The 15,676-nt window shown below is 67.2% G+C and carries 12 protein-coding genes; 5 read left to right on the forward strand and 7 right to left on the reverse strand.

All coding sequences use genetic code 11. The features are described from left to right. Positions 1-2 precede the first annotated feature (2 nt). Positions 3-998: an LLM class flavin-dependent oxidoreductase gene (locus GY40_RS11805; RefSeq protein WP_038362075.1), complete on the forward strand. Its 996-nt coding sequence runs from the start codon at positions 3-5 to the stop codon at positions 996-998. Between the two features lie 15 nt (positions 999-1,013). Continuing rightward, positions 1,014-2,306, forward strand: coding sequence for an LLM class flavin-dependent oxidoreductase (locus GY40_RS11810; RefSeq protein WP_038362078.1), 1,293 nt, complete (start codon positions 1,014-1,016; stop codon positions 2,304-2,306). A gap of 35 nt (positions 2,307-2,341) precedes the next feature. Here GY40_RS11810 and GY40_RS11815 read toward each other — a convergent pair whose 3' ends face one another. The 7 genes from GY40_RS11815 to GY40_RS11845 form a co-directional block, all read right to left on the reverse strand. Continuing rightward, positions 2,342-3,670 carry an LLM class flavin-dependent oxidoreductase gene (locus GY40_RS11815; RefSeq protein ID WP_038362081.1) on the reverse strand — a complete coding sequence of 443 codons (1,329 nt, stop codon included), beginning with the start codon at positions 3,668-3,670 and terminating at the stop codon, positions 2,342-2,344. A 42-nt stretch (positions 3,671-3,712) separates the two neighbouring features. Further along, positions 3,713-4,597: an ABC transporter permease gene (locus GY40_RS11820; protein ID WP_038362083.1), complete on the reverse strand. Its 885-nt coding sequence runs from the start codon at positions 4,595-4,597 to the stop codon at positions 3,713-3,715. A gap of 15 nt (positions 4,598-4,612) precedes the next feature. Further along, entirely contained in the window at positions 4,613-5,530 is a 918-nt protein-coding gene (locus GY40_RS11825; protein WP_038362086.1) for an ABC transporter permease, read from the reverse strand. Then, entirely contained in the window at positions 5,527-7,047 is a 1,521-nt protein-coding gene (locus tag GY40_RS11830) for an ABC transporter substrate-binding protein (protein ID WP_038362088.1), read from the reverse strand. Before GY40_RS11830 ends, GY40_RS11825 begins: the two co-directional genes overlap by 4 nt. Before the next feature lie 185 nt (positions 7,048-7,232). After that, positions 7,233-8,165 carry a LamG domain-containing protein gene (locus tag GY40_RS11835; RefSeq protein ID WP_038362091.1) on the reverse strand — a complete coding sequence of 311 codons (933 nt, stop codon included), beginning with the start codon at positions 8,163-8,165 and terminating at the stop codon, positions 7,233-7,235. A 37-nt stretch (positions 8,166-8,202) separates the two neighbouring features. After that, the gene (locus GY40_RS11840) at positions 8,203-9,297 is read right to left on the reverse strand and encodes a glycosyltransferase family 4 protein (RefSeq protein ID WP_038362093.1); all 1,095 of its coding nucleotides are present in this window, start codon (positions 9,295-9,297) and stop codon (positions 8,203-8,205) included. A 77-nt stretch (positions 9,298-9,374) separates the two neighbouring features. Next, complete coding sequence (locus tag GY40_RS11845; RefSeq protein WP_038362096.1) at positions 9,375-10,724, reverse strand: NAD(P)/FAD-dependent oxidoreductase; 1,350 nt, start codon at positions 10,722-10,724, stop codon at positions 9,375-9,377. A 263-nt stretch (positions 10,725-10,987) separates the two neighbouring features. On the opposite strand from GY40_RS11845, the gene GY40_RS11850 reads away from it, so the two are divergent. The 3 genes from GY40_RS11850 to GY40_RS11860 all read left to right on the forward strand — a co-directional run bounded on the left by GY40_RS11850 (position 10,988) and on the right by GY40_RS11860 (position 15,673). Beyond that, entirely contained in the window at positions 10,988-12,964 is a 1,977-nt protein-coding gene (locus GY40_RS11850; protein WP_051987887.1) for a hydrolase, read from the forward strand. Positions 12,965-13,052: 88 nt separating this feature from the next. Next, complete coding sequence (locus GY40_RS11855) at positions 13,053-14,534, forward strand: oligosaccharide flippase family protein (protein WP_051987798.1); 1,482 nt, start codon at positions 13,053-13,055, stop codon at positions 14,532-14,534. Next, entirely contained in the window at positions 14,531-15,673 is a 1,143-nt protein-coding gene (locus tag GY40_RS11860) for an acyltransferase family protein (protein ID WP_166652931.1), read from the forward strand. Before GY40_RS11855 ends, GY40_RS11860 begins: the two co-directional genes overlap by 4 nt. Positions 15,674-15,676 lie beyond the last annotated feature (3 nt).

The following is a 15,676-nucleotide window of genomic DNA, read 5'->3' on the forward strand; positions in this document are numbered from 1 at the left end:
CGATGACGCAGAAATCGACTTTCCTAGTAGGCTTTGGACTGCATGCCGGTGCCCATGGAGACGATCCCGACTGGCGCGGCTTCTGGAGTGGCCTGATCGGCCGGCTCGACGGCGCGGCCGAATTCCTGACCCTGGAAGATCGCTTCGCCGATCCCGGCCGGGACGGGCTCGATGCGATCCTTCTGGCCAATTGGCTCGCGCCGCGCAGCCGCGACATCGGCATCATCGCCGGCGCGCCCCTCAACGTCCTCGAGCCCTTCCATGTCTCGACCGCCATCGCCACCCTGGACTATGTCAGCGGGGGCAGGGCTGGCCTCCTGGCCCAGCGCCTCGACCAGCAGCGGAGCCTTGACGCCGGTCGTGCCATCGGCGCGCTGAAGGGCTTTCCGGCGGTCGATCCGCCGTCTCTCGACCGCGACGCGCTCGCTGCGGCCGAGGTGGTGAGGCGGCTCTGGGACAGTTGGGAGGATGATGCGGTCATCCGCGACGTCGTGAGCCAGCGCTATGTCGACGGCGAGAAACTTCACTATATCGACTTCCAGGGCGCCGATTTCCGCGTGCTGGGGCCCTCCATCACGCCAAGACCCCCTCAGGGCCAGCCTTTGGTCGCGACCAGCTGGACGGCGGAAGCGGATCTGGCGCTCGCCCGCGCTGCCGACGTGGTTTTCGTGCCGGCCGCGAGCGACCTTGCCGGAATAGTGGCGAAGCTGGAGGGCGATGGCCCCGGCACGGGGCCGAAGGTCATCGCCGATCTGCATGTGAAGCCCGATGTGGCTGATGTCGCCGACCTGATCGCTGCCGCCAAGACCTCCGAGACTCAGGGAGCCCGCGGCGTCCGCCTGATCTTGACCGACCCGCACCGGCAGATCGCGCCTGTTGTCGACACGCTTGTGCCTGCTCTTCGCACCGCGGGGCTCGTCGCACAGCCCCCGGGTGGAGATCTGCGCAGTCGCTTCGGTCTGCCCGCCGCCCGCAATCGCTACGCCGCGGCCGCCTGAGCTCGGAGGAATATCATGTCTAAGAAGCAGATCATCCTCGGGGCGCAGTTTCCGGGCGTGAACAATTTCACGGTCTGGAGCGATCCGGCCGCCGGCAGCCAGATCGCATTCTCGTCCTTCCGGCACTTCGCCGAGACCGTCGAGCGCGGCAAGTTCGACTTCATCTTCCTGGCCGAAGGCTTGAGGGTCCGGGAGCAGAAGGGACGCTTCCACGAGCTGGATGTCGTCGGCCGCCCGAACACCCTGGCCATCCTCACGGCATTGGCTTCGATCACCAACCATGTTGGGTTGATCGGCACGCTGACCACGACGTTCAACGAGCCTTACCCGCTGGCACGCCAGCTCGCGACGCTCGATATCCTGTCCGGCGGGAGGGCCGGCTGGAACGTGGTGACGTCGCCCGGTGCCTTCACCGGAGCCAATTTCCGCCGCGGCGATCATCTGCCGTTCCGCGAACGCTACGAGCGCGCGCGGGACTTCCTCGAAACCGCGCGCTCGATCTGGCAGGGCGGTGATTTCCATGTCCGCTCTCCCTATTTCGACATCGCAGGCCGCACCGGTGCCGGCCCACTGCCGCAAGGGGCTCCCATCATCGCGCAGGCCGGCGATTCCGACGAGGGCAGGGAGCTCGCTGCCAGCCATGCCGACCTGATCTATTCCCGGCATGGCACCCTCGAGGAGGGACAGGCCTTCTATGCCGATGTGAAGCAACGTCTCGCGAAATATGGGCGCAGCCGCGATGCCCTAAAAATCCTGCCGGGCGCCAATTTCGTCCTGGGCGAGACGCTCGAAGACGCTTTGGAAAAGCAGAAAGCTATCCGCCTGCAGCAGGTCAGCCCGAAGAACGCCATCGTCTTTCTCGAGCAGGTCTGGAACCGCGATCTCACGGCCTACGACCCGGACGGCCCGCTGCCGGAGGTCGATCCCGATGTCGCCGTCGAGCAGCTCGCCCAGGGGCGCGCCGCCCGCTACGACAACCGCCTGGAAACCGCGCGCGCCTGGCGCGAACTGGCCGAGCGCGAAAAGCTCAGCATCCGCGAGCTCATCATCAAGGTGACCGGACGCAAGCAGTTCGTCGGGACGCCCGCACAGGTCGCCGAGGAGATCGATCGCTATGTCCAGGCGGATGCGGCGGACGGTTTCGTCTTCGCGCCGCATCTCACGCCCGGCGGCTTCGACGAGTTCGTCGAGAAGGTCATCCCGATCCTGCAGGAGCGCAAGGTCTTCCGGCAGGACTATGCCGCGCCCACCCTGCGTGGAAACCTCGCTCTTCCCCAGGCCTGGCAGCCGGTCGCCAAGGCCGTATAGGCGGCTTCCAATTCAGTGCCGGCGCCGCCTGGTGCTCAGCTCGCGAAAGCCCCGAGCCGCGGAATGCCGAGGCCAAAGCGCTCGCGCAGGGTGGTCTCGGCATAGCTCCGGCGGAACAGGCCACGGTCCTGGAGGACGGGGATCACGCGGTCGACGAAATCGTCGAGCCCGTCCGGCATCGAGGCGGGGATCAGGTTGAAGCCGTCGGCCGCGCCCTGTTCGAACCAGAATTGCAGGTCGTCGGCGATCGTCTCCGGCGAGCCGATGATGATGCGGTGGCCATGGGAGGCGATGGCGAGTGCGGCAAGCTCGCGCAGGGTGTAGTTCTCGGCTCGCGCCTTGTTCAGGAGTAGCCGCACCCGGCTCTCGCCATGGATGCGCTCGCCCGGCTCCGGCACCGGCCCGTCGAGCGGATGGGTCGAGAGGTCGTAGCCCCAGCGGCCCGAGAGCTGCCGGATGCCGGCGGCGATATCGGTGTGCTCCTGCAGCGCCGCGAATTTCTCGCGCGCCTCGGCGTCGGTCCGACCAACGATCGGCATGATGCCGGGCAGCACCTTGAGATAGCCGGAGCGGCCGCCGGCCTCGGCCGCCTCCTTGAGCGCGGCGCGATAGGCGAGCGAATCCTCGATCGTGTCCTGTGCGGTGAAGGCGAGATCGGCCTGCGTCGCGGCAAGCCCGATGCCGTCGCGCGAGGAGCCTGCCTGCACGATCACGGGATGGCCCTGCGGCGGCCGGGAGACGTTGAGCGGCCCGCGGACGGAGAAATGCTCGCCCTTGTGGTCGAGCAGGCGAACACGGTCCGTATCGAGGAATCTGCCGGATCGCTTGTCCATGACGAGTGCGTCGTCGGCCCAGCTATCCCACAAGCCGCGCACGACCCGGACGAACTCGTCGGCGCGGGCATAGCGAGCGGCATGATCGGGCAGGGCGCTCAGGCTGAAATTTTCCGCAGCGCGGTCGGATTGCGTGGTGACCACGTTCCAGCCCGCCCGGCCACGGCTGATATGGTCGAGCGAGGCCAGGGCACGCGCGACATTGTACGGCTCGGAGAAGCTGGTCGAGATCGTGCCGACGAGCCCGATCTTCGAGGTCGCGACCGCCAGCGCCGAAAGCAGCGTCACCGGCTCCAGCCCGCCGGCCTTGCCCTGCGCGCCGGGCTCTGGGCCGGCGAGGTTGTCGGCCATGAAGAACATGTCGAACAGCCCTTCCTCGGCCTTCCGCGCGATGCGGATGACCCAGTCGATATCTTCCGGATGACCTTGCGCGGCCTCCTGCCGCCAGGCGGCGGGGTGGCGGCCGAGTGGTTGGTGGAACAGCCCGAGATGGATTGTCCGGGACTTCTGCGTCTGTGAAACGGCCGACATCGGGTCTGTCCTGAAGGGAGTTGGATCGCGGGCGTGAAGAGCTTACGCCAGTCGCGGATCGAGGTGGTCGCGCAGCCAGTCACCAAGCAGGATGACGCCGAGCACGGTCAGCGTGATCGCGACGCCGGGGAAGGTCGCAACCCACCAGCTTGTGGCGAGGTATTGCCGGCCCTCACTGAGCATCTGGCCCCATGAAATCTCCGGCGGCTGGATACCGAAGCCGAGGAAGCTCAGCGAGGATTCGGCGAGGATGACGGTGCCGACATTCAGGGTGGAGACCACGACGAAGGAGGACAGGATGTTCGGCAGGATATGCCGCAGGATGAGACCGAGCGGGCTTGCGCCGCTGGCTCGCGCAGCCGCGACATAGTCCATCTCCTTGATGCCGAGCACGTCGGCTCGCACGATCCGGGCGCAGCCGACCCAATTGGTCGCAGCGATGACGACGACGAGCGGCAGCAGGCCGGAGCCGGCGACGAGGGCGACGACCAGCATGAACAGCATGGTCGGGATCGCCAGCATGGCGTCGATCACGCGCATGATCAGCAGGTCGACCCGGCCTCCCGCCATGCCGGCGAGCAGGCCGAGCGCCAGCCCGATCAGGCTGGACAGGGCGACGGCCGCAAGGCCGACCGAGAGCGACGTCCGCGCCCCGAAGATGATGCGGCTCAGCAGATCGCGCCCCTGGCTGTCGGTCCCCAGCAGGTAGCGCGGGTTGCCGCCATCCAGCCAGGCCGGGGGCAGCAACTTCAGCGACAGGTTGCGCCGAAGCGGATCGAGCGGTGCGAGATGCTCCGCCCCCAGCGCGTTGACGACGATCAGCGCCACGATGACGATGCCGGCGAGGCCTGCCTTGTTGCGCAGGAGAGAAGGCAGCAAGCGGCGCCGCTGCGGTGGAGGACTGCTGATGAGCGAGATTTCGGTCATGCGATGCTGCTGGACTTATCGAGCCAGGCGCGGATCGATCAGCCGGTAGAGGGCGTCGGTCGCGAGGTTGATCGTCAGGGCCATGATGGTGATGACGAAGACCGCGATCTGGATGACCGCCATGTCCTTCGTATAGATCGCCTGCACCACGAGCTGGCCGAGGCCCGGCCAGGAGAACACGGTCTCGGTGACGAGCGCGCCGCCGAGCAGCGCGATGGCATGCAGGGAGGTCATCGTCACCGCCGGGATCAGGGCGTTTCTCAGGCCGTGACGTAGCACGACGCGCGTCTCGGGCAAGCCCTTGGCGCGGGCGGTGCGGACATAGTCCTGCCCCATGACTTCGAGCAGGCTGGAGCGGATGAGCTTGGTCAGTTCCGCGGCGAAGCCGGTACCCAGCGTGATCGCCGGCAGGATGAGATGGGAGAAGCCGCCGCTGCCCGAGACGGGAACCAGCCGCAGCCACACGCCGAAGACCAGGATCAGCATGATCCCGACCCAGAAATTCGGCATGGCCTTGCCGAGCACGGTCACCGCCGAAATCGCGAAATCAGGCAGGCTGTTGCGCCTGAGCGCGGCGAAGATCCCGGTCGGCAGCGCGATCAGGATCGCGACGACGAGGCCGCCGGCCGTGAGCTGGAGCGTTGCCGGAATCCGTTCGAGCACGACCGGCAGCGCATCCGTCCCGTAGCGATAGGACACGCCGAAATCCCCGGTCAGGATATTGCCCATATAGCGCAGGTACTGGATGTAAAAGGGCCGATCGAGCCCCCACGCCGCGACGAGCGCGAGCCTATCCTCCTCGCTCGCATCCTCCGGGATCAGCAGGGCGGACGGGTCCCCCGTCAGGTAGACCAGGACGAAGACGATCACCGAGACGATGTAGAGAACCGGCAGGAACTGCAGCAGCGCGCGCAGGGGAGAGCGACCGTTCATGGACGTGAGACGTCCTCGGCCGCGATCATCTCGTCGAAGCGCCCGTTATAAACGACGCGGTCGCTGACGCCGTAGATCGATTGCGGGAAGAGCAGGCCGATGCGCACGCGTTGGTCGGCGACGATCTCCTGGCCCTTTTGCGAGATCGCGATGCGCTCGGCCTCGCTCTTCGCCTGGCGGACGGAAGCAGCAAGCGCGTCGAAGGCCGGGTCCGACCACTCGTAATGACGCTTGAAATTGTCGACGAACAGGGTCGAGGCATCCGTGTAGGAGCCCATGCCCCAGAGATAGATCTCGCCGAAACCGTCCCCGACCAGCTTGTTGTTGTAGACGGTCCAGTCGAGCACCTCGACCTGCGCGCGGAAGCCGACATCCTCCAGGTAGCCGGCCACGGCCTCGACGATCTCGCGATCCTTCACATAGCGGCCGCTCGGCGTGCTGATCTTGAGCGCGGGCCGCTTGCTGTCGCTGAAGCCGGCCTCGCGCAGCAGGGCCTTTGCCCGCTCGGGGTCGAAGCGGATCGCGCGGCTGAGCTCTGGCGCGAAGCCCGGGATTGCCGGCGGAAAAAAGCCGCGCGTCGGCGCGCCATGCCCTTCCAGAACCTGCTTGACGATCGCATCGCGGTCGATGGCGAGGTCGATCGCCTCGCGGACCCGAGGATCGCCGGTGACGCGGTCCTTCCCGGTGCGGACATGCAGGGCAAGGTTGCGCGCGATGTCGAAGGTGATGGCGCGCGTACCCTTGTTGTCGTTGAGGCGCGCGATGTCCTCCGGCGGGATGTTGACGGCGATGTCGACGCCGCCGGTGAGGAGCTCGGCGACGCGCGTCGTCGTCTCGGGGATCGAGCGGATGACGACGTCGTCCCATTTCGGCGTGCCGCCCCACCAGCGCGGATTCTTCGCCAGGACGAGGCGGTCCGACTTGACCCAGCGCTTGAAGACATAGGGGCCAGTGCCGACCGGTTGCTTGAAGAACTCTTCGCGACCGCCGGCTTTCTCGAACGCCGCCTTGGGCAGGATGCCGGCTCCGTTGCCGACGAAGGCATGGAGCAGCAGCGTGTCCGGCCCATCGGTTTCGATCCTGAGCGTGGTCTCGTCCGGTGCCTCGACCGTCTTGATGCGGCGGAACTTGGCCGAGCTGATCAGCTTCTTGTCCTGCTGGGACCGCTCGATCGTGAATTTGACATCCTGCGCCGTGAACTTGTCGCCGTTGTGCCAGTAGACGTCGTCGCGCAGCTTAAACGTCCAGTGGATGTTGTCGTCGCTGCTCCAGGACACCGCAAGGCGCGGCGTGAAGCGCAGCTGACCCTGGCTGAAATCCTTGTTGACCAGATAGTCGTAGATGTTCACCAGCGCCGATTCGGTGCTGTTGTTTCCATGGTTTGCTGGGTCGAGCGACAGGATATCGTTGCCCTGCGCGATAGTCAGCGTTTCAGCAGAGGATGCCTGAAGGCCGGAGAAGCTCAATGCAGCCGCAATAGCCAAAGCGGGCCAACGCAGCAGGCCGGAAATACCCATGAAAGGATCGCCCTATCTGTCGAATATCAGGATTGGCGCCAAATTATCGCGGGCAAGATGGAAAAGGCCTTCAAATACTCCGTCTTTTGGATGTGGACGCCCTTTCCGAGGACGGCGTGAGAGTAATTTTTGCTCCGGGGCATAGCCATAGCCAGCCGACGCCAACCGACAATCCGGGTTTCCGGCTAGCTGCCGTAGACCCGGACATAATCGACCCTTAGCCGCGCCTCACGGTCCTCCGGCCTGAGTGGTTGCGGAAAGGGCACGTCGGACCGCAAGGCGAGCGTGATCAGGGGCCAGAAGACGTCGTTCTGCGCATCGAGTTCGCCGGCGCGGCCGATGCGCCAGTCGATCGCGCGGCCGGTCTTCGGATCGCGGATCGGCCTGCGCTCGAAATAGAGCACGCAGCGATCGCCCTCGATCAGCCCGCCATAACGGAAATAGCCGCTGGTCAGGTCGACCTCCGTGGGAACGCCGATACCTTCGTGACGCTCGCCCGGTTGCCCCCATTCGTGCAGATATGCGCCGTAGAGACGATGCTCCCAGCCCTTGTGCTCGACGATGTCGATCTCGACGCTGGTCTTGGGAAACAGGATGCTGCGGCCATTCATCAGCCAGAAGGCAGGGAAGCTGAGCGGATGGGCCGGGAACCGCATCCGCGCCTCGAAATAGCCGTTGCGCCAGCCTCTCAGGATCGTGCCGTCCCGGCGCGCAGTCTGGAGATTGCCGGAGATCCACTGAAACTCCGGGAGCCCATTGCCGTAATAGGCGGGCACGTTCATCTGCCGGCCGAGATAGCGGGCCGATATCTCGAGGGCGTGACCGCCCGAGGCCAGCGGGTCAGCGACGATGGCATAGGGGTCGAAGCCCTCCTCGCCGCCACGGCGGCTGAAGGCCGCGCGGCCGTAGAAGCCGGGCTCATGGGTCGTCGCCTTCGGACCGGCCTGCCAGATCGCCGGATCGATCGTCGCGAAGGATTCGTCGAAGACGAGGCTGCGGCCGAGCGTCGGGTCTCCCGCATCCTGCTGAGCCCTCGTCGATGTCGGGCGCGCGCTCGCCGCTGTCGCGAAGGCCGCTGCCGCGCGCAGCAGCGCCCGGCGGGATGGCGTGATCGGCATCGCTCATCTCCATCTGGTGGCAGGAACTCCGACGTGTTCATCCCGTATGGGGCAGAACCGATCCGACCTTGCGGCCCAGCTGCAGGGCCGCCTCGTCGTAGAGATCGAGCGTCTCACGGGCGACGCGCGCGATCCTGAGATGGTCGACACGGTACTGGCTCCGCCGCCGCCAATGGCTGATCGCATCGGGCTCCGCGAGCAATCCGGACAAAGCGGCGGCAAGCGCATCGGGGTCGCGGGGGGGAACGAGCACGCCGGCCTCGCCGCCTTCGAGCAGTTCGGGAATGCCGTCGACACGGGTCGCGACGACGGCGCAGCCCGCCTCCCGCGCCTCCGGCAGGACGAGCGGCGCAGGGTCGGCATGGGAGGGCAGAACGAAGATGTCGGCGCCGCGCATCCAGGGAAAGGGGTCGGCCTTGCTGCCTTCGAAGCGCACGGCCTCACGGCATGACAGGCCGGCGACCATCTCGCGATACGCCTGGGAGAAGGGCCCGTCGCCGACGATGTGCAGGCGCGCCTGCGGGTGCTGTCGGTGAACCAGATCAAAGGCGGTGAAGAGATCGACCAAGCCCTTGCGGGGATGCAGGCCGCCGACGAACAGAAGGCTCGGTGACGCCAGCGCGACTGGCGTGGTCTCACGGTTCGCGAAGCGGGCCGAACCGATGGTGCCGTTGAGGATGACGCGGAGCTTGCGGGCCGGGACGCCGCGCCGGCGCATCGAGGCGCCGACCGCGGTGCTGACCGCGATGACCCGCGTGCCGAGGCCCATCAGAATGGCGCTCTTCTCGAACTCGTTGTGAACCGTCGTGACCAGCGGGATGCCGGCGAGTTTGCACACCGGCCAAGCCAGCACCGCGCTCGTCATCATATGGGCGTGGAGGACGTCGGCGCCAAAGCTGCCGACCACCTGGCGCAGCGCCCAAGCCGACCCCAGGAGCGTCGTGGCCTTGCGACGATGGTCGATCCTGAAGAGTTTGACGCCGTTCCCGACGAGCAACCGATCGAAATCGCCGCCTCCGCTGGCGACGGCGACGACATGGCCGAGCCGGCTCTGCTCGCAGGCCAGATCGACGGCGGCGTGGACATGGCCGTTCGACTGCGTCGTGTGATTCAGCAGGTGCAGAATACGCATGGGCCCATCATGATGCTCGGACCGCCAACTCGCCTGCGCTCGCGCCTCTACGCCGCTGGGCGCAACCTGTCTTGCATTTACCGTGCCGGAATCGAGGCGGCGTCACGCAGGGCCGCTTCGGCCTCGATCGTCGAGACCCGCGCCGTCGGCTGGTAGTTGAAACCGCCCTGGCGCCCGAAGGATTCGATGCCGAAGGCCTTCAGCGCCTTGACCGCTTCGGCGGCGCTCTCTTCGGCGCCGTTGCGATAGATCGGATAGGCGTTGTCGAGGAACTGGCTGCCTTCGAGCCTGAGATCGCCGCGGAAGAGCCCATTCGCCGCGACATGGGCCCGAAAGTCCGCCTCGCCCCGGGCGATCGACTTGCCGACATGGTTGGCGATCACCTCGACGCCGAAATATTCGCGTCCTTGCGCGCGACCATAGAAATCGGAATACATCGTCAGGCGCTTCCAGGCCCCGTCATAGGAGAAATTGTAGATGATCTCCTCGTCGAAGCCCCGTTTGCCGTCGAAGCTGAAATAGAGCGCCAGCAGCGTGATCGTCTCCAGCTCCTGCGAGACCGGCAGGTTGCAGAGCGCCTGCAAGCGCGGGATCGGAATGGTCGAGACGATGCGGTCGGCGACGATCGCCCGTCCCTCGCGAAAGAGGACGAAGCGATTGCCGAGTTTCTCGATCCGGTCGATCTTTGCGCCCAGGAGGAAGCTGGCGGCCCGCGCGCTGAGCGATGCGGCTGCGGCGGCATAGAGCGTGGCGAAGCCTTCGCGCGGCCGCGCCAATTGGCGGTTGGTCGGGGCTGCCGGCTTCGTCCGGCGCAGGCGGCCGAGGACGGTGCGCAGCGAGGCGTGCTCGCTGATCCATTGCATCCGCTTGCGGGCCAGTTCGATGCTGATCCGGTCGGAAGCGATGCCGTAGAACCGGGTCATGTAGGCATCGAGGCCCGAGCGCTGCAGCAGCCTGGCCCCGATCCAGTGGCGGGCAAATTCGCGGGCGTTGCGCATGCGTCGCTTGAACAGGCGGGCATAGGCCGCCGATGCCAGGATCCGGGCGGTCTCCACCGGCCCGGCGCGCAGGATGTCGTCCTTCACCGAGATCGGGTAGGCGGTGATCAGCCCTTGCGGGTTCAGCCTCGCCCAGCGCGGCTGGATCGGCACGTAGAGCGGCAGCAGCTCCGGGAAATGCTGCAGAAGCGGCGAGTCGTCCTGGAAGATCAGGCTGCCGATGTCGAAGGTGTAGTCGCCGGACGACCAGTCGATATGGTTCCCCCCGAGATGCGCGTATTCGTCGATGACGACGATCCGCCTGCAGCCCTGCTCGGCCAGCACCGAGGCCGAGACGAGACCGGATACGCCCGCGCCGAGGACGATCGCATCGCAATGCTGGGCGGCCATGCTGACGGCATCGTCGATCCGCTGGACCGTCTCTTCCATCCCGAACCTCATCGACCGGACATGAAACGAGGCTAGTCCCCGGCAAGATCAGCTGAAAGCAAGACTCGTCATCACAGCCATTCTTTTCCTGCTCATTCGCGCGGCGATTGCGATTCGAATGAGCAAACCGGCCGAAGATTCGACGGAGCGCCCGGCCAGGACTGGCACGGTCCCTGCTTTCATCTGCGTAAGGCATGCGTTTGCGCATGCCGCCGTCGTTGTAACGGCGATCCCGACCTTTGCGTCTGAGCACGGAGCGTATGATGCCGGGCTGGCCACATCCGAACGAGGCGGCGCTGCTGGACGGGGTCGAGCTGGTCTCGACCGACCTGTTCGACACCTTGCTGCTGCGCACCCTCCGCTCCGAGCGGGCCCGCATCATCGCCGGCGAGCGCCGCTTCGCCCGCAAGCTGGCCGAACAGGGCCTGCAGCTTGCGGAGGGCGCACTGGTCGAGGCGCGCCTGGAGGCGCAGCGCCTCGCCTATCGGGCGCTCGACATGGCCATGCAGGACGGCGAAGTCGCGCTGCGAGACGTCATCCGACGCCAGCTCGTCATGCTCGGACTGCCAGGTCCCCGGGTGGAGACACTCTGCGAGAGGCGTCTCGCGATCGAGCTCGCGGTCGAAAAGGAGTCGCTGCGGCCGAACCATGCGCTCGCGGCGCTGCTGCGCCGCTGCCGCGGCGAAGGCCGGCGCGTCGTCGCGATCAGCGACATAGGACTGCCGACCACGACGCTCGATGCCCTGGTCACGCATCTCCACGGCCCCGGCCTGCTCGACAGGATCTATTCCAGTGCCGATCTCGGCCTGACCAAGCGGCGCGGCGATCTCTTCCATGCGGTTCTCGCCGCGGAAGGGGTCGATGCCCGTCAAGCCTTGCATGTCGGCGACGACCGGCGCGCCGACCATATCGTCCCGTCGGAACTCGGCCTGCGCACGCTCCATCTCCCGCGCCCCAGGCTGCGCCGCCGCCTGTCCCGCCTGCACGGCGCGGCGAGCGAGCTTGGCCGCCTCCTCAGCCGAAGCCGGGCGCGTGGACGCATGCCGGCGGAGCAGGCCAAAGATCCCCAAGGCTTCGGGCGCGAGGTGCTCGGGCCGATCGTGGCCGAGTTCTGCCTGGCGATCTGGCTTTACGCCGACGAAGCGGGCAAGCGCGGCGACACGGCCCTGCTGTTCTGCGCGCGCGGCGGCCTGGGCATCCGGGCGGCGTTCGAGCGTCTCGCCGAACGCCTGAACCTGCCGCTTGCGGTGCCGCGCGAGAACCTGATGGTGTCGCGGCTGGTCGCGGCCAGGACCGCCATCATGGCCCGCAGCGGAGCGGCACTCGACGAGCTCGGCCGCGAATTCCCCGGCAGCAGCTTCTCCGACGTCGCAGCCACCCTGGGCGGCAGGCGCTACGACCTGCCCCAGCCATGGAACGAGCCGTTCGCGCCCGATCGCTTCTTCGCCATGCTCCAGCGGCCGGCGGGCGAAGACATCCTTGCCGACATCGAGCGGCAGAACACACTCTTCCGGCGCCATCTTTCCGTTGCCAGCGCCGGCGCGGGGCGGATCGTCCTGTGCGATACGGGGCTCTACGGCAGCACGCAGCGCCTGCTCGCCGCCGGCCTGCCCGATCTGAGCTTCGAGACCATCCAGCTGGCGCGCTGCAACTACAAGGGCTTCAGCGAGGACCACTTCCCGCGCGTCGTCGGCCTCGCCGTCGAACGCAACCGCTACAGCCCCCTCGCGATCCGCTCGACGGTGCTGCGCTATTGGCAGCTGATCGAAAGCCTGTTCGAGCCGGCGATCCCCTCGGTGCGCTCCTTCAAGGAAGACGAGAACGGCAAGGTCTCCTGCAATGCCGGCGACATCGCCTTCGGCGCCGTCGACCCCAGCATCGGCAACCCGCTGCTGGCCGGTGCGCTCGCTTACATCGACGACGTCGCCAGCGGAGCGGCGATCATGGCCGATGTGGCCCGTGCCTGGCCACGGCTGAGGCAGGCCGTCACCCGCCCGGTCGAGGCCGATCTGTCAGCGCTGGCGATCGGCCGGCGCTCCATCGATTTCGGTCGGCCCGACATCGTCGGGGACGCCGAGGCATTGTCCGGCAGCGCGCTGTCCCGCCTCGCGTCGATCCGCAGCCAGCTCTGGCGGGAAGGCGCGATCGCGCGCGCCTTCCCCCACGCGCGCCTGCCGCTGCTCACGGCGCTCGAGGCCGCCTACGCCCTGCGTGGGCTCTCAGCCGGTTTCCGTCGCTGATGCGCGGCGATGTGGCCCAGGCGATGAGGGCTGCGACCGCGCGAGCCTCGCGCCCGCACGCGCCGACGGATCGCAGGGACGGATTGCCATGCTGGCGATGAAAGCCCTCCAGGGCGCCGGCTGGCTGGTCGCCTCGCGCTTCCTCGGCCGGTTCATCGATTTCTTCACGCTGCTGATCATGGCGCGGATGCTGACGCCGGCCGATTTCGGCCTGACGGCGCTCGCCATGTCCTGCGTCGCGATCGTCGACATGGTGCTCGAGATCCCGGTGACGCAGGCGCTGGTCCGCCTGCCGCAGGTCGACAAGACCCATCTCGATACCGGCTTCACTCTCGGCGCCCTGCGCGGTCTCGCAATCGGGCTGTTGCTGCTCGCCGTCGCCTGGCCGTTCTCCTGGCTCAATGGCGATCCGCAGCTCGTGCCGGTGATCCTCGCGCTCGCCTTCGCGCCGATCGCGCGCGGCCTCGCCAGCCCCGGCCTCGTCCTGTTCATCCGCGAGCTCGGCTTCCTGCGCAATTTCCTGCTGGAGACCGGCGGCAAGCTCGCGGCCTTCTGCCTGGCCATCGCGACGCTGCTGCTCGGCGGCGGCTACTGGGCACTCGTCGTCAATTTCGTCGCCGCTCCGATCTTCGGCTGCGCCATCTCCTATCGTCTTGCCCCCTACCGTCCGGCTCTGTCGCTGGCCCGCCTGCCGGATTTCGCCGGCTTCGTCGGCTGGTTCACCTGCGCGCAGCTGGTCTCGGCGGTGAACTGGCAGTTCGATCGCATCCTGCTCGGGCTCGGCGGCAGCAAGGAGGTGCTCGGGCGCTATGCGGTCGCGGCCGATCTTTCGGTGATGCCGACCCAGAGCCTGATCGGGCCGGCGCTGCAGCCGATCATGGCCGCCTTCGCCCGGATAAAGGAAGAGGATCAGCGGCTGCGGCTCGCTTTCCTCAAGGCGGCGCGCTTCAGCATGCTGGTCTCGGTGCCGTGCAGCCTGGGGATCGCCCTGACCTCGGACCTGATCGTCGAGGTCCTGCTCGGCCCGAAATGGCATGGCGCCGACTGGCTGCTCAGCCTGCTCTCGCTCTCGGTGATGGCGACGCCCTATTTCCAGACGCTGTATTCGCTGAGCCTGGCGCTCGGCCGCCCCGAGGTCATCTTCCGGCTCAATCTCTACGACCTTGCCGTTCGTGCCCCTGCCGTCCTCGTCGGCTTCCTGCAATGGGGCGCCGTCGGCATGGCGGCTGGCCGCGTGATCGCGGCAGGGATCATGGCGGTCTTCTTCCTGCGTTGGCTCCGCAACCTGCTGATGGTCGGCATCGCCGAGCAGCTGGCCAATCTCTGGAAGATCGCCGTCGCCGGCGCGGTCATGACGGCCGGGGTGCTCGGCTTGCGTGGCGCCATCGCGGCGTGGCACCTGCCGGCGCTGGCCGAGCTGGTCGCGATCGCGGCGCTTGGCGCTCTGCTCTACGGGTTCGGCCTTCTCGCCTGCGGGATGCGGCTCGCCATCGGCGCCGGGCGCCTCGATCTCTCTGATCGCTGGTGGCGGCCCCGGATCGGCGCTTCCAGGACCGGGGAAGGCTGGTGAGCGAGAGACTCGACCATCTCGACGGGCTCCGCGGTGTCGCGGCGGTCGCGGTCGTGATCTTCCACCTGATGTCGGCCCTGACGCCATGGCTCGTACCGGAACAGCAGCCAGGCGCGCATTGGATCGCCTATACGCCCTTCGCCGTGCTCTGGAACGGGACCTTTGCCGTCTCCGTCTTCTTCGTGCTGAGCGGCTTCGTCGTGACCAACGCGACGCTGCGCAAATCCGATCCGATCTGGATCGACGTCGTCATCCGCTATTTGCGGCTGGCGATCCCGGCAACCGCCAGCACGCTCGCGGCCTGGTCGCTGCTGAGCCTGTTTCCGACCTCTGCCACGGACCTCGCTGCGCTCACCGGCAGCCGCTGGCTCGGCTGGACCTACCAGGGACCGATCCCCAATCCGGCGGCCGCGATCTACAACGGCATGGCCGGGATCTTCCTCACCGGCGGCTCGTTCTTCAACAACGTCCTGTGGACGATGCGGCCCGAGCTGCTCGGCTCGATCCTCTGCTTCGCCGTCTGCGCTTTCACAAGGCCCCGCTCCAGGCTGGCAGTGGCGCTCGGCGGCGCCGTGATCTTCATCGCTCTGCGGCGCTATGACTATGTCTGCTTCCCGCTCGGCATCGTCCTGCGCGAGGCCTGGGCGGCAAGGCGGCTGCCGTCGGCCCTGCCGATCTCCGCGCTGCTCCTCGGCCTCCTGATCGGCTCGCAGAGCGGCGATGCGGCGCGCCAGCTCGGTCTCGACTGGCTGCCCGAGGCCTTGAATCCGGAGAAAAAGGGTGGGTTGCTCTACCCGCTCGGGGCGATGCTCGTCGTCTATGGCTGCCTGCGGTCCGGCCTGCTCGTCACCTGGCTCTCCGGCCGGGCCGGGCGCTTTCTCGGTGCGGTCTCGTTCCCGCTCTACCTCATCCACGTTCCATTGATCGATACGGTCGTGGCGGAAGCGTATCTGCGCGCGAACCAGCATGCGCTGGCGCTTGTCTGTCTCGTCGCCGGGAGCCTGCTGCTGATGGTCGCCATCGCCTATGCTGCGGAGCGCTGGCTCGAGCGGCCGTTCCTCGCCCTGCTCGGGCGCTTGCGCCGGCGTCTGCGGGCGATCCGGATCGGGCGCCGCGACATGCGCGGCGCCGCCGGCTGAGCC

Origin of the sequence: Allobosea sp. UNC402CLCol, assembly GCF_000745475.1 — a bacterium.
GTDB lineage: Bacteria > Pseudomonadota > Alphaproteobacteria > Rhizobiales > Beijerinckiaceae > Allobosea > Allobosea spartocytisi.

Bases quoted from the DNA above. Each gene is read 5' to 3' on its own strand.
- GY40_RS11820 (WP_038362083.1), bottom strand. From the start codon at position 4,597: ATGACCGAAATCTCGCTCATCAGCAGTCCTCCACCGCAGCGGCGCCGC.
- GY40_RS11825 (WP_038362086.1), bottom strand. From the start codon at position 5,530: ATGAACGGTCGCTCTCCCCTGCGCGCGCTGCTGCAGTTCCTGCCGGTT.
- GY40_RS11850 (WP_051987887.1), top strand. From the start codon at position 10,988: ATGCCGGGCTGGCCACATCCGAACGAGGCGGCGCTGCTGGACGGGGTC.
- GY40_RS11855 (WP_051987798.1), top strand. From the start codon at position 13,053: ATGCTGGCGATGAAAGCCCTCCAGGGCGCCGGCTGGCTGGTCGCCTCG.
- GY40_RS11805 (WP_038362075.1), top strand. From the start codon at position 3: ATGACGCAGAAATCGACTTTCCTAGTAGGCTTTGGACTGCATGCCGGT.
- GY40_RS11845 (WP_038362096.1), bottom strand. From the start codon at position 10,724: ATGGAAGAGACGGTCCAGCGGATCGACGATGCCGTCAGCATGGCCGCC.
- GY40_RS11835 (WP_038362091.1), bottom strand. From the start codon at position 8,165: ATGCCGATCACGCCATCCCGCCGGGCGCTGCTGCGCGCGGCAGCGGCC.
- GY40_RS11815 (WP_038362081.1), bottom strand. From the start codon at position 3,670: ATGTCGGCCGTTTCACAGACGCAGAAGTCCCGGACAATCCATCTCGGG.
- GY40_RS11830 (WP_038362088.1), bottom strand. From the start codon at position 7,047: ATGGGTATTTCCGGCCTGCTGCGTTGGCCCGCTTTGGCTATTGCGGCT.
- GY40_RS11840 (WP_038362093.1), bottom strand. From the start codon at position 9,297: ATGCGTATTCTGCACCTGCTGAATCACACGACGCAGTCGAACGGCCAT.
- GY40_RS11810 (WP_038362078.1), top strand. From the start codon at position 1,014: ATGTCTAAGAAGCAGATCATCCTCGGGGCGCAGTTTCCGGGCGTGAAC.